Annotated in this window: 14 protein-coding genes and 2 pseudogenes; 5 read left to right on the forward strand and 11 right to left on the reverse strand. The window is 68.8% G+C overall.

Features of this window, described 5'->3' with window-relative positions; all coding sequences use genetic code 11:
- Positions 1-128 precede the first annotated feature (128 nt).
- Positions 129-1,232, forward strand: a complete 1,104-nt coding sequence (locus tag OHA05_RS34715; protein ID WP_313942253.1) for a hypothetical protein — start codon at positions 129-131, stop codon at positions 1,230-1,232.
- Between the two features lie 25 nt (positions 1,233-1,257).
- Here OHA05_RS34715 and OHA05_RS34720 read toward each other — a convergent pair whose 3' ends face one another.
- The 9 genes and pseudogenes from OHA05_RS34720 to OHA05_RS34760 form a co-directional block, all read right to left on the reverse strand.
- Positions 1,258-2,499: a cation:proton antiporter gene (locus OHA05_RS34720; RefSeq protein WP_313942252.1), complete on the reverse strand. Its 1,242-nt coding sequence runs from the start codon at positions 2,497-2,499 to the stop codon at positions 1,258-1,260.
- Between the two features lie 139 nt (positions 2,500-2,638).
- A complete protein-coding gene (locus OHA05_RS34725) occupies positions 2,639-3,814 on the reverse strand; it encodes an epoxide hydrolase family protein (protein WP_328862775.1) in 1,176 nt (391 codons plus the stop codon).
- A gap of 165 nt (positions 3,815-3,979) precedes the next feature.
- Positions 3,980-7,021, reverse strand: a complete 3,042-nt coding sequence (locus OHA05_RS34730) for a family 16 glycoside hydrolase (RefSeq protein WP_328862776.1) — start codon at positions 7,019-7,021, stop codon at positions 3,980-3,982.
- Between the two features lie 395 nt (positions 7,022-7,416).
- Entirely contained in the window at positions 7,417-7,995 is a 579-nt protein-coding gene (locus OHA05_RS34735; RefSeq protein ID WP_328862777.1) for a snapalysin family zinc-dependent metalloprotease, read from the reverse strand.
- A gap of 382 nt (positions 7,996-8,377) precedes the next feature.
- Positions 8,378-8,698: pseudogene (locus tag OHA05_RS34740) on the reverse strand (ankyrin repeat domain-containing protein); the annotation flags it as partial.
- 163 nt (positions 8,699-8,861) lie between these two features.
- A complete protein-coding gene (locus OHA05_RS34745) occupies positions 8,862-10,145 on the reverse strand; it encodes a CynX/NimT family MFS transporter (protein ID WP_328862778.1) in 1,284 nt (427 codons plus the stop codon).
- A 162-nt stretch (positions 10,146-10,307) separates the two neighbouring features.
- Complete coding sequence (locus tag OHA05_RS34750; protein ID WP_328862779.1) at positions 10,308-11,444, reverse strand: hypothetical protein; 1,137 nt, start codon at positions 11,442-11,444, stop codon at positions 10,308-10,310.
- Positions 11,445-11,584: 140 nt separating this feature from the next.
- Positions 11,585-12,265: a cysteine hydrolase family protein gene (locus OHA05_RS34755; protein WP_443043858.1), complete on the reverse strand. Its 681-nt coding sequence runs from the start codon at positions 12,263-12,265 to the stop codon at positions 11,585-11,587.
- A 98-nt stretch (positions 12,266-12,363) separates the two neighbouring features.
- Positions 12,364-12,954, reverse strand: a complete 591-nt coding sequence (locus OHA05_RS34760) for an isochorismatase family protein (RefSeq protein WP_328862780.1) — start codon at positions 12,952-12,954, stop codon at positions 12,364-12,366.
- Positions 12,955-13,097: 143 nt separating this feature from the next.
- On the opposite strand from OHA05_RS34760, the pseudogene OHA05_RS34765 reads away from it, so the two are divergent.
- Positions 13,098-14,075 (forward strand): annotated as a pseudogene (locus tag OHA05_RS34765) (GlxA family transcriptional regulator); the annotation flags it as partial.
- A gap of 159 nt (positions 14,076-14,234) precedes the next feature.
- On the opposite strand, the gene OHA05_RS34770 reads toward OHA05_RS34765, so the two are convergent.
- Positions 14,235-15,071 carry an alpha/beta fold hydrolase gene (locus OHA05_RS34770; RefSeq protein WP_328862781.1) on the reverse strand — a complete coding sequence of 279 codons (837 nt, stop codon included), beginning with the start codon at positions 15,069-15,071 and terminating at the stop codon, positions 14,235-14,237.
- 309 nt (positions 15,072-15,380) lie between these two features.
- Between OHA05_RS34770 and OHA05_RS34775 the strand changes: the two genes are divergently transcribed.
- Entirely contained in the window at positions 15,381-15,932 is a 552-nt protein-coding gene (locus OHA05_RS34775) for a DUF1707 SHOCT-like domain-containing protein (RefSeq protein ID WP_328862782.1), read from the forward strand.
- A gap of 208 nt (positions 15,933-16,140) precedes the next feature.
- Positions 16,141-16,920 carry an ammonia-dependent NAD(+) synthetase gene (nadE, locus tag OHA05_RS34780; protein ID WP_328863512.1) on the forward strand — a complete coding sequence of 260 codons (780 nt, stop codon included), beginning with the start codon at positions 16,141-16,143 and terminating at the stop codon, positions 16,918-16,920.
- Here the strand turns inward: nadE and OHA05_RS34785 are convergent.
- Entirely contained in the window at positions 16,899-17,198 is a 300-nt protein-coding gene (locus tag OHA05_RS34785) for a hypothetical protein (protein WP_313942243.1), read from the reverse strand. The genes nadE and OHA05_RS34785 overlap by 22 nt on opposite strands.
- A 139-nt stretch (positions 17,199-17,337) precedes the next feature.
- Here OHA05_RS34785 and OHA05_RS34790 point away from each other — a divergent pair, with 139 nt between their 5' ends.
- Positions 17,338-18,636: a phosphoesterase gene (locus OHA05_RS34790; protein WP_328862783.1), complete on the forward strand. Its 1,299-nt coding sequence runs from the start codon at positions 17,338-17,340 to the stop codon at positions 18,634-18,636.
- Positions 18,637-18,683 lie beyond the last annotated feature (47 nt).

Raw genomic sequence — 18,683 nt, forward strand, 5'->3', positions numbered from 1 at the left:
GCCTCCCGCTACGCGGCAGCGATCCGGCTGTGCGGCATCCTTTCCAGCTTGACGGGGGAGCGCCGCGTCGGCAACCGGCAGCCGGCTCCCCGTCCAGCGCCACCTGCGCGCCCACCGCCACCTGCCCGATGGTCCGGCCCACCGCGCGGGGCCAGGCGCGTCCGAGTAGAATTGTCGGTCTGCAATCGTGCCCGGGTGCGCCTGTGGTCCACTCCGTCGGACAGCATCCACATCACCGCATCCACACCGTCAATGCAGGGCCGGGTGCCATGAGTTCGACCGCGCAGTCCTCCGCGAAAAGACTGGTCAGTCTCCCGCACTTCGCCATTCCGCTGGGATTCGCGGGTCTTGGCGGTGCATGGGCGGTAGCGGCTGTGACGCTGGGCGCGCCCGCGTGGATCGAGGTCACCTTCTATTCGATCGCCGCGGTCCTCTGGATTCTGTTCTCCACCGTCTACATCGGCGAGAGGCTGCGGAACACCCGAGAGTTCCGGGACGACAGGGAAAGCGCGGTCTCCGGAGCAGGGGCCGCATTCCTGCCCGTTGTCGGGATTCTGCTGCTCGCGCACTTCGGTCAGTACATGCCTCTGCAAGCGGCGAGAACTGTCTGCTGGATCCTCGTTGCCGCACTGGCGACCGTGGCCGCTCAGCTGTTCGCTCACTGGCTGACCGGGCAGCTGACGTTCAAACAACTGCATCCCGGATACTTCCTCCCGCTGGTGGCCGGGCCGTTCATCGCCAGCATCGGCCTTTCCAGCGTCCACGCCATTCCGGCTGCCAGGACGGCTCTGGGGGTCGGCATCTTCTTCTGGGTCATCATCGGCGGCGTCATCACCGCTCGACTCATCACGGCCGGCCCTCTGCCCGTGCCGGTCATTCCCTCGCTCTCCGTGCTTCTGGCCCCGCCGGCCACCGGAGGGATCGCCACGTTCTTCGCGTACCCCGGACCGGTCGGCCCCCTCCAGCTGGCCTTCTTCGGCGTCTTCATCATGATGGTGCTCATCCAGATCGCCCTGTTCAGGGCATACATCAATCTGCCCTTCAATCTGAATTTCTGGAACTTCACCTTTCCCGTCTCGGCTTCGGCCAACTACGGCCTGCACTGGCTCGGCGAGGCCACCTTCGACGGCCGGCGTCAGCTCGCCTGGGCGATCGTCTGCCTCGCCACCGTCATCGTGCTCTCGATCGCCGCGGCGACGGTGCGCAGCCTTCTTCCGGACCACAGAACCTGAGTACCGGCCCGTCTGCCGGCGCCGGTCACGGCCCGCGGTCCGGCCGTGCTTCCGCATGCTCCTCGGACTGGGCTCCGCCTGAGCGCCGGGCGTAGAAGCGGCCGAGCGGCTCGATGCTCAGTCCGTGCAGCACGATGCTGAGCATCACGGTCACCACCATGACGCGGACGATGAAGTCCGCCTGTTCGCCGGGCAGATCGATGACCGCGAGCGACCCGAACACGATCGATGTCACGCCTCTCGGGCCCATCCAGCCGAGGAACAGTTTGTCCGAGCGCTTCAGCCCGCTCCCGGTGAGCACGAGCAGTACAGGGAGCATGCGGACGAGAGTGACGACGAGGAGCGCGTAGAGGATCACCGAGGCATGGAAGCCGTCCCAGAAGGCGTTGTTGACGATCTGGCCGAACAGGAACCAGAGCGCGAGGGTCATGAGTGCGACGAGGTCGTCGGTCATGGCCGCCGCGTTCTCCGGGAGCCGGCGCATCGCCGGGGCGAAGAACACACCGGCCACGAAGGAGGCGACGAAGCCGTTCCCTCCCACGGCGGAGGAGAGACTGTACGCGGCCACCGGGACGGCGAGCACACCCAACCTCGTGGCCGAGGGATGAGTCCACCCGTGCGACCAGGACGTACGCAGCAGCCACCCGGCCGCACCGCCGACGACCAGGCCCGAGGCCAGCGCCCAGCCCGCCGCCTCGACCGCTTGCAGCAGCGCGTCCGCGTAGTCGGCATGTGAGCCGTGGGATTCGGCGGCAACGGCGACGCAGAGCAGAAAGATCGGCGAGGTGATGCCGTCGTTGAGGCCTCCTTCGACGTTGAGCACCTCGCGCAGCCGGGCCGGGATACGGGTGTCCCGGACGATGGCCGCCGTGGGCGCCAGGTCGAGCGGGACGACAATGGTCGCGAGGACCGCCAGCAGCCAGCCCGACTGATCGGGAAAGATCAGGTACCCGGCCAGAAAGGCGCCGCCCAGGGTGAGCGGCAGTGCACCGCCGAGAAGCCGAAGGACGAGCCCTTTCTCCCGTCCGAGGATTCCCCCGGGAACCTCGATGGCGTCCACGAAGAGCAGCAGGGCCAGAACGACTTCCACCGCGTGCTCGAACACATTGGTGTCGAGGTCGAACCGCAGCGGGGGATCCGAGCCTCCCGTCAGAGCGATTCCCGCGCACATCATCGCGATGGGTGCGGTGATGCTCCAGCGCGACAGCCGGTGGGCGAGAAGCGACCACACGAACAGAATTCCGGCAATGACCGCGACGGCAAGCATGCCACCCGCTTCCTACTCTGCGCGTCCCCCCGGGACTCGCAAAAGCTTAGGCGGGCAGGCCACGCAGCCGTTGACGACGCTGCCGGGGAATGCCTCGACTTCAATGGAAGCGCGGTCGTCCGGATCAATGCGCCGGCGTTCAGCCCTTCGCCGCCGCGCGGTACGGGCGGAAGAACTCGCGCAGTTCCTCGGCGTAGAGCTCCGGCTCCTCGAACGGCGCGAAGTGCCCGCCGCGTGCGGGCTCGGTCACGCGCACGAGGTTCGTCGTGCGCTCGAGCCACGCCCGCGGCGGCCGGACGACGTCACCGGGGAAGAGCGAGAATCCGGACGGCACCTCGACCCGGCGGGCGTGCTGCGCGGCCGGGATCGCCGCGTTCGCCCGGTACATGCGCATCGACGAGCCGATCGTCCCGGTGAGCCAGTAGAGCGTGAGATTGGTAAGGATCTCGTCCTTCGTGAAGCTCCGCTCGATGTCCCCGTCGCAGTCGCTCCACGCTCGGAGCTTCTCGACGATCCATGAGGCGAGCCCGGCCGGGGAGTCGTTGAGACCGACGGCAGCGGTCTGAGGCTTCGTACGGTGCATTGCGGCGTAGGCGCCCTCACTACCGCCCCAGGCCGCTACGCCCTCGAGCCAGGCGCGTTCCTCGGGTTCGAGGTCCGCCAGGTCGCCGGTGAACACGGGAACACCGGCGTCCGTTCGATGGACGGCCACCACCCGGTCCGGATGATCGAGCGCGAGGTAGCGGCTCACATGGCTGCCGATGTCCCCGCCCGCCGCACCGAACCGCGGGTAGCCGAGGAGGCCCATGAGTTCGGCCCACAGACCGGCGACGGCGATGGAGTCGAGAGGGGGACCGATGGGAGCGTCGGAATACCCGAAGCCCGGTACGTCGGGCACGACCACATCGAACGCGTCGGCAGGATCGGCGCCGTGCGCTCCGGGGTCGGTCAGGAGGGGGATGACCTTCGTGTACCGCCAGAACGAATCCGGCCACCCGTGACTGAGGACCAACGGCAGCACCGGACCTGACGACGCGACAGCCCGGGCGTGGACGAAGTGGATTCCGAGACCGCCGAGCGGCACACGGAAGCGAGGGAGCCGGGCAAGCGCCGCCTCCTGCGCCGGCCAGTCGAAGACGTCCGCCCAGTAGCCGACGAGTTCACGGAGGTAGTGCACGTCGGTCCCGAGGGACCACCCGGCGCTCTCGGGGCTGTCCGGCCAGCGTGTCGCGCGCAGCCGCGCCCGAAGGTCTTCGAGCACGGCGGGATCGGCCTGCGGGGTGAACGGGTCCGGCTGGGGCAGGGCTTCCGGCATGCGAGGCATGCTAACGGCGTCGGCCCGCGTTTCCGCCGCGCCCGCACCTGCGCGCCGCGACGAGGACGGAACCCGCTGCCGGTGCCCTGGCAGCCGGTACGCCCCGGGCCGACGAAGCCGTACCTACGCACGGTGGCGTCGCCGGCCCGGGACGATCCCGGGCTGTCAGTCCAGCGGCTCGATCCAGACGTTCCTGAAGCGGACCTTGTTGCCATGGTCCTGGAGCCTGATCGCGCCCGCCGCGGCCGATTCCGCGTCGCCCGCGCCGGTCGGGCCGTCCACCGCGACGTTGTCGTGCACCTTCTTGCCGTTCCACACCACGGTGATCCTGGAGTCATCGGTCTTCTTGCCCGCGGCGTCGAAACGGGCCGCGCGGAAGACGATGTCGTACGTCTGCCAGGTCTCCGGTGCGGTGGAGGCGTTCAGGTCCGCGGCCTTCTTGTTGTAGATGGACGCGGCCTCGTTCGCGGCGAGTTTCGCCACTTTGAACGAGTCCAGGATCTGGATCTCGTACCGCTCCTGGAGGTAGATGCCGCTGTTGCCGCGGTCCTGCCCGGTGACGTCGTCCGGCAGCTTCGGCACCCGGAATTCGGCGTGCAGTCTGAAGTCGCCGAAAGCCTGCTTGGTGCGGATGTCACCGCAGCAGACCTCGATGGAGTTGTCGGCGGTGTGCGGCCATTCGGCGCTGCGGCCGTCGGTGTGCTGCCAGGCGGTGGAGACGCTGCCGCCGGAGAACAGGTCGATACGACTGCCGGGTCTGCGCACCTCGATCATGTCGAGGTTGACGTGACCGGTGTCTTCGGCCCGGTAGGTGTAGGTGATGGTGTTGCGGCCCTTGCGCAGGGCGAGCCGCTCGGTCTTGGTGGACCAGCGGTTCCAGGCGCCGGTGAAGGGGAGGCCGGTCTGCTGTGCCTGGCCGCCGTTGACGCTGACACCGAGGGTCTTGGTGCCGGTGAAGGGGTGCGGCCCGTTGGCGTACCGCAGTCCCACGTCGTAGCTGCCCTTCGCGGGTGCCTCGACCTCGAAGGTCGCGGTGGCGCCCTGGGTGCTGAAGCCGTCGACGAAGCCACCGCCCGTGTAGCCGGCGTGCTCGGTGTCGATGTCGGCTCCGCTGGACAGGCGCGCCGATTCCGCGTCGTACGAGGTGGTGGGCTGCTCGGGGCCGGGGCGTGCGTTCAGCGTGTACCAGGCCTCGGTGGACCAGAGTTGCTCACCGGCGTCCGAGGCGAAGGGGCGCGGTGAACGTACGTGCACCACCCGGTCGGTCTTGAGGCCGGGGATGGTGAGCCGGACGGTCCGACGGTCGGCGGAGAGCCGGGCGCCCGTGACCGGGAGCACCTCTTCGTCGACCTTGGGGCCTCCGTACGCCGGGGTGGGGACGTAGCGCCACTGCTCGACGGAGTAGGCGCCGTTCGTCAGCTTGGCGGCCGTCTCCTCCGACAGGGGCTTGGTGTAGGTGAGGTCGAAGCCGTCGCGGGTGGCGCGCATGGTCTTGATGTCGAAGGCGGTCCTGCCGTTCGGCGTGAGCTTCTGCAGGCCGAAGCGGAGTTTGCCTTCCTGGCCCCAGTTCCCGTCGGCGCCGAGGCCGCCGGCGTAGATGGCACCGTCCGGTCCGGTGCTGATGCGGGTGATGCCGGCCTCCAGGCCCTGGGTGTGCCGGAACACGGCGCCCTGGTATTCGCCGTCCACCTTCTCCAGGTCGGCGCGCTGGAGCCCGCCGTAGGTGACGTCGCCGAAGAGCATCTGCCCGGCGAAGGGGCCCTTCTCCAACAGCATCGGTGTGCTGGGGGAGTTGGCGATCTCGTTCTGCGGCAGCCAGAGCACCGGCTTGCTGACCGTCCGGTCGTCGAACGGGCCGTCCGGGTTGGTGTAGTGGTTGAAGAAGCGGTCCTGCTCGACGTGGACCAGCTTGGAGGCGGGCAGCCAGCCGCCCTGGTTGTCGGTGACGAACAGCTCGCCCTGCGGGCCCCGCCCGATCCCGTTCGGCGTGCGGAGGCCGCCGGCCAGGTAGGTCACCTTGCCGGTCTTCTTGTTCACCTTGATGGTGGTGCCGCGGTTCGCGGCAGGCTGCGGATCGGTGGTCGCGCCGCCGTAGTTGATGGCGACCGAGAGGTTCAGATAGAAGTCCCCCTTCTCGTAGAGCAGGCCGAAGGCGAACTCGTGGAAGTTCCCTCCGTAGGGCCACTCGGCGATCTTGCGCATCTCGTCCGAGGCGTTGTCGGCCTCGATGTCGGAGAGTTCGGTGAGCTGGTGCTTCTCCGAGACGTACAGTTTTCCGTCGACGTACTTGATCCCCATCGGCTCCTTGAGCCCACCGGCGATCTTCTTGTAGGTGACCTTCTCCGGGCCGGTGTCACCCGTGACGTGGTCGAGGACGTACACCTCTCCCTCCGTCTTGGTGCTGCCGCCCCACGTCGTCACGGCGAGCCGCCCGTCCGGCAGCCAGTCCATCGCGGAGACCTGCGGCTCGAAGCCCTTGGGGCGCAGATCGGTGAGGGTGTAGCCGGGATTGACCGAGGTCAGCGGGAGGCCGTCGCCGGGGGTGTCGTAACTGCCCTCGCACTCCTTGCGACCGGGAGCGGTGACGCGGACGACGCCGGCGTCGGTGCTGAGTACGGACTGGGGGACGAGCGTGAAGTCGTCGGCGCCCGGCGGCTTCCACTGCAGTGTGACCTGCTGGTCGCCGCCGCGGTCGAAGTGGTCGATACGCAGGGCGTGGTAGCCGGGGGTCAGGGCCGACTCGCCGTCCTTGGGCTCGGCACCGTGCAGCCCGTCGTGGTCGATGACCTTCTTGTCGCCGATGAAGAGGCGGGAGCCGTCGTCGCTGATGAGGCGGAAGGCGTACGTGCCGTCTGCGGGGACGTTGATGTTGCCGAGGATCTGCGACACGAAGTTGTCGGTGAAGCCGAAGCCCTCCGTGGAGGACCAGTCGGCGGTGGGGATCAGCTTGTCGACGTTGGGGGTCTGGGCCGGTTTGAGATCGCAGAGCTTGCTCAGCGGGGACTGGACGTCGAAGACGCGGAGAGTGACGCCGGGTTCCTGGGGCGGTAAGTCCGCGAAGGGCTTGTCGCCCGGAGAGGGCTTCTCGTCCGCGTCGGCGACAGGGGCCGCGAGGCCGCCGGTCAGCAGGGCCGCGAGGAGCAGCCCGGTGATTCTGCGTGGTCTGCGGCGAATGGTGCGGAGGGCCGGGGCCTTGCGTGGCGTCACTCTTCCTCCTGCTGGGCGCTGCGAGGCGGCGCGTCCGAGGTCCCGCCTCGAACGCGGAGTGGTGTTCGTCCACGTACGGGTGCTGCGGCGCGTTCCGCCGTGAGGCACGCAGACGTCCGTGCGAAATCGACGCCCAGCGTACGAAGGTCACCTCGAACCGTCCATACTTTGTCCTCAACGAGTGGAAACTTGCCGGGTGTTGACCATGAGGACTTCTCTTGCGTGTGAGGTCTCCGTGGTCGGCAAGGCCACGCGAGGAGCCGCGGTCCGGGCGGGCCGGTCACCCTCCGGGGGCCCACCTGCGTCCGGCGCGCAGGTCGCCTGCCCGAGAAGCGGGCGAGGTGCCTGACCCCTCAACTCGGGTCAGGCACCTCGCCTTGTGGTGGTCCTACCGGCTAGGGCGCATCCACCAGGATGCGTCCGTCGGCCGGGGTGCGCACGACGCCGTTGGCGTAGGCGGATTCCACGCGGGCCTGTTCAGCCGCGTTCGGGACCGCGTTCTTGCAGGTGGTGCCCGCGCTTGAACCCGACATCAGCTGGGAGCACGGGCCGGGCTTGGTGTCGGGCAGGCCCAGGTTGTGGCCGATCTCATGGGCTGCGATACGGATCTTGTCGTGGCCCTGGGTGACTGCCTGGCTGCCGAGTTCGACACGGGCCTGACCGCCCGGACGGACCGGTCCGAGAGTCGCCTGCGGCCAGCCGCTCGTGGCCACGATCTGGATCTCGGCCCGGGTTCCCGGCGCGGCCTCGACCAGCTTCACGTTGTCGACGTTCGAGTTCCACGCGGCGACTCCGGCGGCGATTGCCGCCTCCCAGCCGGCGGCACGGCTGTCGTCGTAGCGGAGTGTCACGGTCGCTGCCGAGGTCTTCGACTCGGCAGGCTCGGGCGCGGACGTGGCGTTCGCCGTCGGTGCCGTGATCAGGGTGACCGCTGCGGCGGCGCCGGCGGCCTTCAACCATAGGGAGTGCGGCATTGCTGTCCCTTCACTCGTGGGGGTCGGCTCCATGCGGAACCGAAAGTGCGGGAGAGGGCGGCGACTGCTGAACGGACGGAGTCCGGTGGGCAGTTGCCGAATCTCCCGGGGGATTCGGAACGTGCCCATCACCGCGTACTGGCCATGCCCCTGTCAAGTACGCCTCTGCGGAGTTGAGTTGGCGACGTCGACCTCGCTCAGCTCGTCGCGCACCTTCCGCGCGTCCGGATCGTGCGTCGTCCCCCAGCCCCCTCCGCCGTCACCCGGGTGGCATGCACCGGCGCTGTGGCTGCGGATCCTCTCCTACCGGCGACCACGGGCGACTCGGGCGTGGCGCTACCCACCGCAACACACGCGAGAGGGCCGAGCTCTCGCAGCGGCAGGCTCGTCGGCTGATGTGCGTCTGCAGCAACGTCACCGCCAGGTGGTGGTCGTAGTTCACCGCCATCTCCATGGGGGTGCGACCGTCGGGGTCGGGTAGCTCCGGGTCGGCACCGAACGCGAGTAGGACTGCAGTGGTGTGGACGGTCAGCGGCTTGCCGCTCTGCACAGCGCCGTCACCTTCAGCATCCATGGCATGCGTCAGCAGCGTCATGTTGCTGAACACTTCATCGGGGTCGCCCCCGCCTGCCAGCAGCCGTGCCAGGGTTTCGGCGTCTTCGAGTTCGACGGCCTGGTGGGCCGGCGTCCAGTAATTCTCCACAGCGAACGCTAACCCTCCACCCTCCCGTGCCACCAGCGGGTAGGGAACCGCTGAGCAACGCTCATGACGTCTGGGGCCGGGGCGCTCGCGCCGCAGCCGGTGGCAGGTGCCACCACTGCCGTGGCAACACCTGCCCACCAACACACAGCAGTGTGCCGCTCCTTCACCTGCTGGTCAGCGTAAGGGTGCTATCCGCGTCAGGCCCGGTTCCGGTGGCGATGAGCCGGGAGTGGACGAGGCCCGGGCGGGCCGCGTAGAGGCCGAGGACGGTCTTGGGGACGAGCAGCACGAGCAGCACGAGCAGGGGTGTCTGCCAGCTGCCGGTGGCGCTGCGGAGAAGACCCATCGTGAGGGGTCCGAGGGCGGCGAGAAGATAGCCGACGGTCTGTGCCATGCCGGACAGGCGTGCGGTGGTCGGGGGTGAGGGTGAGCGGAGAGCGAGAAGGATGATCGCGAGAGGGAAGGCGCTGCCGGTGGCGACGCCGGTGACGAGAACCCACGTCCAGGCGTGGGCGGGGGCGAGGACCAGGCCGCCGAGTCCCGCGGTCATGACGGCCAGGACAGCGAGGAGCAGGGGCCGCTGGTCGGTCAGTCGTGTGGCAGCGAGAGGGATGACGAAGCCGAAAGGGATGCCGACGAGCATCATCACGGACAGCATCGCCGCGGACTCGGATCCTGTGTAGCCGTAGTCCTGGAGGATCATCGGGAGCCAGGACACCAGCACGTAGAACGTGCACGACACAGCTCCGAGGAACCCGGCGACGGACCAGGCCAGCCCGGAGGGCAACAGCCGTCCGGTGGGCTCCGCGTCGGCGGGCACCGAATCGGGGCGACGGGCGTGGCGCCCCCGTGAGACCGGGGCGATACGTCGGTACCGGACCGTGCGGGCGTTGCGCACCCACAGCAGCGCGGCCGCCAGGGAGGGCAACGCCCAGGCGATGAACGCGAGATGCCACCCGATCGTCTCGTCGAGAGGGATGGCGAGTCCGGCGGCCACAGCTCCGGATGCGGCCATGATCGTCATGGCGATCCCGGTCAGTGTGCCGGTGCGGATGGGGAATCGGTGCTTGATGATGGCGGGCAGGAGGACATTGCCGATGGCGATGCCGGTGCCGGCGAGGACCGTTCCCGTGTAGAGGGCGAGGGGTGAGGCCAGCCCGCGCAGACCGATACCGGCGGTGATGAGGCCGAGGGCGGCGACGATGGCGCGTTCGGTGCCGACGCGGCGGGCGAGCGGCGGGGCGAGGGAAGCGAATACTCCCAGGCACAGGACGGGCAGGGTCGTGAGGACGGCGGCTCCGGTGTCGTCCAGTCCGTAGCGGGCACTCAGCTCGCCGAGGACCGGGGCCGTGCCGGTGATCGCGGGACGCAGGTTGATGGAGAGTAGGACGATCCCCGCGAGAATCCAGAGGCGGCCTGCTCGGATTCTTCGCTGGTGTGCGGACATGCTGTGGTTCCCCCTGTTGTTGTGCTGTGCGGCAGAGCGGCCCGGCCCCCAACCGATCGGGTTGGGGGCCGGGCGAAGTCGTATGTGGGCACGGGTGGTGCCGTGTTGGTCTCCCCCCGGAGCCCTGCTGATCCCCTGCGGTGAGTGGCAGAGGACGGCGGATCAGACCTGGGCGACCGTCCGCCCGGTGATCGGGCAGGTCATCGCTGCCTCCCCGGTCGTGGCGAATGCGGCCTGCGTCGCCGACGAGGCGGAGAGGGGCTTCTCGAGTTGTTCGAGGATCTCCGTGGACAGCAGGTCCTGCTTGCCCTTGAGGGCGTCGGCGATGACGGTGTCCGAGACGAACACCAGCTCGGCGGCGATGTTGTCCTGGACGATGCGGGCGATGTTGTCGAGGACGGTGAACACCGGGTCGGCCGGCGGCGACGTGGTCGGGAAGTCGATCAGGTGGGTGTCGACCTTCTTGGCGTTCATGTGCGGCTTGATGATGATGGTGTTCTGGTTCAGGACGGACGTCGTCCACTGGGAGAGAACGCCTACGTACAGGTCCGCCCACGCGGCCTCGCCGATCTGTGCCCGCCACTTCTTGAGCAGGGCCTGCACCCCGGCGATCTGCGCGGCCGAGGCGTGTTCCATGTTGATGCCCACGTTGGCGAACGCGGCCTTCGCGAAGTCCTGGTAGGACTTCATGTCGAACGTCTTCGTCTTGACGGCCGCGTCGATGAAGATGTTCGCCTTGTTGAGCAACTCGTCGCAGGATTTGGTCAGCCCTGCGGGGAGTGCCGCGTCCTTGAGGTTGCCCTTCGCGATCCCGAGGGTCTTCTGGTACTCCAGCAGCGGGGTGATCCATCCGGTCCCGGTCTTCATGGAGACCATGGCAAGGTCGTGCGGATCGATCCGGGCAGCGTTGGGGACGCCCGGCACCTTCTCACCCAGATAGGCGGCGAGGACCGAGAAGATGCCCAGGGGAACATGGGCTATGGACTTGGCCATCTCGAAAATCTCCGAGACGGGCTGGACGGCCTCTTGCTTGCCGCCGTGGATCAGGGTGAACCTGCCACCCTTGTTGTCGTTCTGGACGACCATGACCGGGCTGAGCTGCTTGATCAGCTCGGCTTTGAGTGCTGCGTAGTGGGAACGCATCCCCGCGTTGACCGCGAGGATCGAGTCCCGCGCCTCCCGCTCGGTGACGGCTGCCAGAGCGGTGGCGTCCTCGGCGGCGAAGGCCTGGCCGTTGGCGAGGAGCGTTGCCGCACCGACAGCCGAGGCCGTACCGAGGAAACTTCTGCGCGTAGCCACGTGCTTCTTCTCCCTTATGGATGTGCTTGCCCTCGGCCCCGGGCGGGGACGAAGACGGTCGTGCGGTGGGGGGAGATGCCGGCTCCGCCCCAGCGGGGGGAGAAGGGGGGAGGGCGGAGCCGGTGGCTGGTTGCGGGCGGTCAGGTCAGTTCGGAGCCTGACTCGACGACCACCCCGTAGAGGTCGCCGATGGTCGCGAGTGCGCCCCGGTGGACCTGTGCGGCGGACACGCCGCCGCCCGGGGTGGGCAGGGGCCGGGTCGCGGAGGCGTCGGAGACGACGGTGGGGGCGTTGCCCCGCAGGAACGCGCCCTCGGCGGTGAAGGTGACGCACATGTGGGTCATGAACCCGGCGATGACGACGTTCTTGTTCCCGGCCTTGTCGACCAGTTGGCCGAGGTTCGTGCCGACGAAGGCGTTGGGGACCTTCTTGGTGACGACCGGCTCACCGTCGACCGGCGCGACCTTGGGGTGGATTCTGCCGATGTCGGCGGTGACGTCGTACGGAGTGCCCTTTCCGCCGTCGTTCTGGACGTGGATGACCTTTCCGCCGGCCGCGCGGGTGCGCTTCAACAGATCGGCGGCCTTGTCGAGGGCGGGCTCCCAACCCTCCAGTTCCATCGTCCCCTTGGTGTACGTGTTCTGGTAGTCGACCAGGATCAGGGTCGAGTCCTTGAGGGCGGCGGGCTTCGCCGGGAGCTTGTTCAGCGTGCGCAGCGTCGTCGTCCCCGACAGATCCACGGCGGTGCCGGCCGCCGCCTCGGCGGACACGGCGGGTGCGGTGTCCTTCTCGTCGTCCGTGAGCCGGACTCCGACGAACATGGCCGCGGCGCCGACGGCTGCGGCAGCGACAAGTCCGACGCCCACGCGGGCCCCCGAGGGCTTCTTCGCGCTCCGGGTGCTGGTCTCGGTCATGGTGATCAGCCCAGTTCGTCAGCAGTGGGAACGACGACGCCGTACAGGTCCTCGACGGTGGCCAGCGCTCCCTCGTGGAGCTGTTCGGCGGTGATGCCCTTGCCCGCGGCCGTGAGGGGGCGGGTCGCCGACGCGTCGGCGACGACCGTGGGGCGGTTGCCGCGCAGGAACGCCCCGGCCGCCGTGTACTGCACACACATGTGCGTCATGAACCCGGCGATGACGAGATCGTTGTTCCCGGCGCCGTCGACCAGCTCGCCCAGGCCGGTCTCGTGGAAGGCGTTGGGGGTTGTCTTGACGACGGTCGGCTCATCCCCGACCGGCGCCACGGACGGGTGGATCCGGCCGATCTCGGCTCGGATGTCGTACGGGGTGCCCTCGCCGCCGTCGTTGACCACGTGGATGACCGTCGCTCCGGCTTCACGGGCCCGGGCGAGGAGCAGCGCGGCGGCGTCGAGGGCGGTCTGCCAGCCCTCCAGCTCCATCACGCCCTGTGTGTACGTGTTCTGGTAGTCGACCAGGATCAGGGTGGAGCCGGCCAGCTTCGCGGGGGTGTCATCGAATCCGTTGAGCCGGCGGAGCGTGGTTGCAGACATGAGCTATCCCTTGCAATGGGGCGATGGAGTGCAGCCCGCCCCGTCCGGCAGGCTGCGCTCTTGACGACGCCCACTCAAGTGACGGCAATGTCATGTAACTTGCAGGATCGGACATGCCCGAAGTCAGCCCAGGGGGACATACCGTGCGCACCGTCGAACGTCTCGTCGTGATCGTTCTCTTCGAGGGTGTCGATCTCCTCGACGTCACCGGCCCGCCAGAGGTTTTCGCCCTGGTCCGGCGGGAAACCGACGACGCCACGGGCTATCGGGTCCTGCTCGCCGCCGAGACCCTCGATCCGGTCACCACCTCCACAGGCGTACGGATCATGCCCGACATCACGTTCACCGATGCCGTCACACGGAACATCGACACGGTCCTGGTGCCCGGGTCCGTCACCATCGACAGCAACCGCCGCATCCGCGCCGTCGTCGACCGTGACGTGGTCGCGCAGGTCAAGGCCCTCGCCGCGCGGTCCCGTCGCATCACCTCGGTGTGCGTCGGGGCGCACCTCCTGGCCGCCGCGGGACTCCTGGACGGCAAGCGCGCCACCACGCACTGGTCCACCGCGCCGCAGCTCGCCGCCGACCACCCTGCTGTGCGCGTGGACCCGGATCCCATCTTCATCCGCGAGGGGAACGTGTGGACCGGGGCCGGGATCAGCGCCTGCCTCGATCTCGCCCTTGCCCTGGTGGCGGAGGACTTCGGCGAGAGCACCGCGCTGCGCGTCGCCCGGCAACTGGTGATGTACCTGAAGCGGCCCAGCGGGCAGAGTCAGTTCTCGGTACCTCTCGAACCGGTCTCCACGACCCGCCGGATCGAGGAGATCCGCCACTACATCAACGAGAACCTGCGACAGCCGATCAGCGTGGCGGATCTCGCCGCAGCCGCGCATCTGGGGGAGCGGCAGCTCGCCCGCGTCTTCCGGGCGGAGCTCGGGATGACTCCCGCCGCCTACATCGAATCCGCCCGCGTCGAACTGGCCCGCCACCAGCTCGAATCGACGGACGACACGCTGGACCGCATCGCGTCGGCGTGCGGGTTCGGCACCATCGACACCCTGATCCGAGCCTTCCGCCGTACGCTCAACACCAGCCCGACCGAATACCGCCGTCGCTTCCAGACCGTGTCCCGCCTCTGCGCCGTGCCGGGTCTCGGTGGCGGCTCTCGGCCGAGCTGCGGGGCTCCCACGCACTGCCGTCGGATCACTCGACCCGCAAGATCAGTGACCGGGCATGACGGTTGCCGTGATCGCGCAGGTCACCGGGTTGTCGGGGCAGACCTACCGTTCGGCCCGGGGGAGGAAGTCGAGGAGAGCGGCGGTGAGTTCGGCGGGTGCGTCCTCCTGGACGAGGTGGCCCGCACCGGCGATCGGCTCGAACCGCGCGCCCGGGATGCGGGCTGCGAGCTCTTGTCCCTTCGCCACGGGAATCCAGGTGTCGTCGCGGCCCCAGCACACCAGCGTCGGGATGCCGATCTCGCCGTACCGGTCCTGCACTTCGTCGGTGTAGAGCTGGTCGGCCTGGGCGATCTGCCGGTAGAAGGCCGGCTGGCCGAGGTCACCGAGCCAGGGCTCGACGAGCCGGTCGAGGACGGCCGGGTGCAGCCCGGGGCTGCTGGCCGACGTCACGTACTCCCGCACCAGGGCGTGGTGCAGAGCGGGCGGCAGTTGCTCGAAGACCTCGGAGTGCTCGCCGACGAGCCGGAAGAACGGCGATCCCCACGGCGCCAAGGCGACCGGGTCGACCAGGGCGAGGGCGCGGTAGCGGGCGCCGTGCAGCAGATGTGCCCGCAAGGAGACCGCGCCGCCGAAGTCGTGGGCGACCACCAGTGGTTCTTCCAGCCCCCAGTGCGCCAGGAGTTCGGTGAAGACCCTGCCCTGGGCGGCCAGGGAGACATCCTGGCCGGCGGACTTCTCCGATGCCCCGTAACCGGGCATGTCCCACACGAACACCTGATGACGGCGGGCGAGGGAGCGGGCGACGGCGCGCCATACGTACGAGGAGAAGGGTGTGCCGTGGAGGAGGACCACCGGTGGCCGACCGGGTGGTCCGAGGCGGTCCCAGCGGACATCGCCGGAGGTACTGCGGAATGTCTCGGTCAGCTGCCATTCACTCACGGGCGTTACCCCTCTCGGTCGTGTCTCCGGCCAAGGTAGCGATCATGCCGGATTCGGGGGCCCCGCACCGCCGAGGGCTCGGAGGACCGACGTCGGGGCACTGCATCAGCCGTGTGTCCGATCACCGGAGGCGAGTGAGAGGGGGTGGCCGGCCCCGGTACGGCATGCCCGCCGGCCGAAGCGGTGCGTGGCAAGGCGGTGGGTCGTCCTCATACCGGTCGCGTTCGGGGGTCCGGCGACGCGGCGAGGGGCCGCAGCTGTCGTCGTGTGCCCGCCGGGGATGAGGGGGACAGCCCTTAGGCTGGAACGGTGACGTCCCTACCGGAAGACCCGACGCGACTGATCGTCGACGACGACCGCGACTCCGCCGTGCAACGCCTGCAAGAGGCGTACGCCGAAGGGCACATCTCGCACGAGGAGATGGACGAGCGCCTCGGCCGGGTGCTCACGGCCAGGACGGGCAGCGAGCTCGTGACGGCCCTGGGCTCACTCCCGGCGGAGAAGGCGGCCACCACGTCCACGATCGGCGCCGCGGGCGGACGGATCAAGCGGCGCGGGGCGTGGCGGGTGCCGCGGATCCTCAAGGTCCATTCCGCGTTCGGCAGGGTGTACCTGGACCTGTCCCGGGCCATCATCGAAGACCCCGTGATCGACATCGAGCTGCAACTCGGCACCGGCAAGGCCAGGATCACGGTGCCCCGCGACGCGATCGTCGACGTCGAGGGCCTGACCACCGGATGGAAGGACATGGTCTACGAGCCCCCGCGGCGCTCCGGCCCAGGCGGGCCGACCATCCGGATCTCCGGGGCCATGGGGTTCGGACGGTTGAAGATCCGCCACGCGAGACGTGGGAACCGCTGAGAGCGGGCGATGACGGACGAACTCCTGACACTGCGGGGATCTGCTCGCACGGCCCGGGCCTGTGGGGCAGGCCCGGCTCGTCCCTGACCTGCCGGAAGGCCCTCTGTAGGGTGGGCGGGCGACAGCGCATCGTGAACCGCAACAAGGAGCAGAAGTGAGCAGCCAGCCGGCGTCCAACGCCCTCCAGCAGGAGATCGCCCGAGAACTCATGGTCGGCGAGACCTTCGAGGCCGAGCGGGAGATCGAACGCCGGGTTGCCTTCCTCGCCGGGCAGCTGACCACCACCGGCCTGCGCTCCCTGGTGCTCGGCATCAGCGGCGGCGTCGACTCCACCACGACCGGAAGGCTGTGCCAGCTCGCCGTCGAGCGGGTCCGCGAAGCCGGGCACGAAGCGCGGTTCTATGCGATGCGGCTTCCCTACGGTGTTCAGGCCGACGAGCACGACGCCCAGCTCGCGCTCTCCTTCATCCGCGCCGACCATGTGCTCACCGTGGACATCAAGCCCGCGAGCGATGCGGCGCTCGAGGCCTCGCTGGCCGCGGACGTGAGCTTCCGCGACGACCACCACCAGGACTTCGTGCACGGCAACATCAAGGCCCGGCAGCGCATGATCGCCCAGTACGCGGTGGCGGGTGCTCACGACGGCCTGGTCGTCGGTACCGACCACGCCGCCGAGGCGGTCTCCGGGTTCTTCACCAAGTTCGGCGACGGCGCCGCCGACCTCGTCCCGCTGACCGGACTGACCAAGCGCCGGGTGCGTGCCGTCGCCGACGCGCTGGGCGCGCCTGCCGAGCTGGTGTGGAAGATCCCGACCGCTGACCTGGAGACCCTCGACCCCGGCAAGGCCGACGAGGACGCCCTCGGGGTCTCGTACGACGCCATCGACGACTTCCTGGAGGGCAAGCCGGTGGACGAGCGGACCGTCGAGGCGATCGTCAGCCGCTACCGCCTCACCGATCACAAGCGTCAGCTGCCCGTCGCCCCGTAGGTCGCATCGCGAACGAAGGAGCGGCCGGGGGAGCCGCGGCAGACCTGTCTGTTCATCAACACCTTTGCCGTAGCCGGTTCTTGGTGCGCGCGGACTGCCATGGCGTGCCGTGCGTTCTGCTGTTCGTGACCCTTCTGCTCGGCGTTCATCCGTTGTTCGGTTATCTCTTCGAGACTCGGCCAGTCGCTCCCCAGCAGCTGATCGAGAGGCTTCACCGTGAGGGCAAAGAACAGCGAAGATCCTGAGGCTTCAGCGATCTCACGCCGTCGGTTGGTCAAGTACGCAGGTGTCGGAGCGACGTTGGCGGCCGCGAGCCCGCTCGCCGTTGCCGGACCGGCGTCAGCGACCGAAGAGGACCGAAACGATTCCAGACCCGGCGACGCGCGCAGAAGGGTGTGGCGAGCCGGCGACCACCACGTGCACTCGGAGTACAGCGGCGAGTTCGACACGTCGACGAACCCGCCGACCTTCCACAAGGGTGCCGACGCCGTCTACCCGATCGTCACCAACGCGATCATGGCCAAGCACTTCGGTCTCAGCTGGGTGATGTGCACCGACCACGGTGGACCGACGCACTCCAAGGTGAACATCGAACAGGCCTATCCCGACCTGCTCCGCTCACGGGTGCTCGTCCCCGGAGTCCTCCAGTTCTGGGGCATGGAGTTCGACGCTCCGGCACTGGACCACCACACCCTGATGATCCCGCACCACCGTGACGAGGCCCAGCAGCTCTTCGAGCTGGAAAGCCGCTTCGCCAAGCACGACGCCTTCCCCGCCGATCGAGGCCGCGACACCGAGGCCAAGATGATCGAGTTCCTGAAGGCTGCCAAGGACATGCCGCGCAAGCCGCTGGTCATCGCGCACCACGCGTCCCGGTCGGCCACCGGGCTCGGCGTGTACGGCCAGGACACCCCGCGGGAGTTCCGCAACGGCAACAACACGGCGCCGGACATCTACGTCGGCTTCGAGGGCGCTCCCGGCCACCAGGCGGGCCCGCTCAACGGCGGCCCGCGCGGTGGCTACGGCAACTACCCGACCCACGGCGGCTTCGATCAGATGACGGCCCGTGTCGGCGGACTGTGGGACTCCCTGCTCGGCGAGGGGCGCCGCTGGTGGATCACCGCGACGTCGGACTCCCATGTGCACTGGACGCGCGGCGGCGCCGACTTCTGGCCCGGCGAGTACAGCAAGACCCACGTCCTTGCCCGCCACGACTACGCCGACATCATGGACGGACTCCGCAACGGCCGGATCTGGGTCGGCACGGGTGACCTGATCACCAGCCTCGATCTCACCGCGAGCAATCGCAACCGTGAAGCGGCCATGGGCGAGACCCTGACCGTGAGCAGCCGCAACCGTACGGACGTCGACATCGAGATCACGTTCCGGCCCCTGAAGGGGAAGAACGCCAACGGTGACCGCCCGGAGGTCCGGCGTGTGGACCTGATCGTCGGTGAGGTCACCGGCCCGAGTTCCCAGCTCGACGTCGGCACCAACCCGACCACCAAGGTCGTGGCGCGCTTCGGCCCGCGCGACTGGCGCAAGCGGGGGGACGACTACGTCATCCGGCACACACTGCGCAATGTGGAGGGAGACCTTTACGCCCGGGTCCGCGGCACCAGCACCGACGAGGCGGAACCCCTCGCGGACGGGCTGGAGAGCCCGTGGGACGATCTGTGGTTCTACTCGAACCCGGTATTCGTCGCGGTCCGTTAGCCACTGCCGCGTCTCACAGGAGTGCGCACCTTCGCCTGGCGCCCCAT

It is taken from the genome of Streptomyces sp. NBC_00306 (assembly GCF_036169555.1).
GTDB classification, from domain to species: domain Bacteria; phylum Actinomycetota; class Actinomycetes; order Streptomycetales; family Streptomycetaceae; genus Streptomyces; species Streptomyces achmelvichensis.

Bases quoted from the DNA above. Each gene is read 5' to 3' on its own strand.
- OHA05_RS34715 (WP_313942253.1), top strand. From the start codon at position 129: ATGGTCCGGCCCACCGCGCGGGGCCAGGCGCGTCCGAGTAGAATTGTC.
- nadE (WP_328863512.1), top strand. From the start codon at position 16,141: ATGGTCGGCGAGACCTTCGAGGCCGAGCGGGAGATCGAACGCCGGGTT.
- OHA05_RS34760 (WP_328862780.1), bottom strand. From the start codon at position 12,954: ATGTCTGCAACCACGCTCCGCCGGCTCAACGGATTCGATGACACCCCC.
- OHA05_RS34745 (WP_328862778.1), bottom strand. From the start codon at position 10,145: ATGTCCGCACACCAGCGAAGAATCCGAGCAGGCCGCCTCTGGATTCTC.
- OHA05_RS34725 (WP_328862775.1), bottom strand. From the start codon at position 3,814: ATGCCGGAAGCCCTGCCCCAGCCGGACCCGTTCACCCCGCAGGCCGAT.
- OHA05_RS34735 (WP_328862777.1), bottom strand. From the start codon at position 7,995: ATGCCGCACTCCCTATGGTTGAAGGCCGCCGGCGCCGCCGCAGCGGTC.
- OHA05_RS34720 (WP_313942252.1), bottom strand. From the start codon at position 2,499: ATGCTTGCCGTCGCGGTCATTGCCGGAATTCTGTTCGTGTGGTCGCTT.
- OHA05_RS34755 (WP_443043858.1), bottom strand. From the start codon at position 12,265: ATGTTCGTCGGAGTCCGGCTCACGGACGACGAGAAGGACACCGCACCC.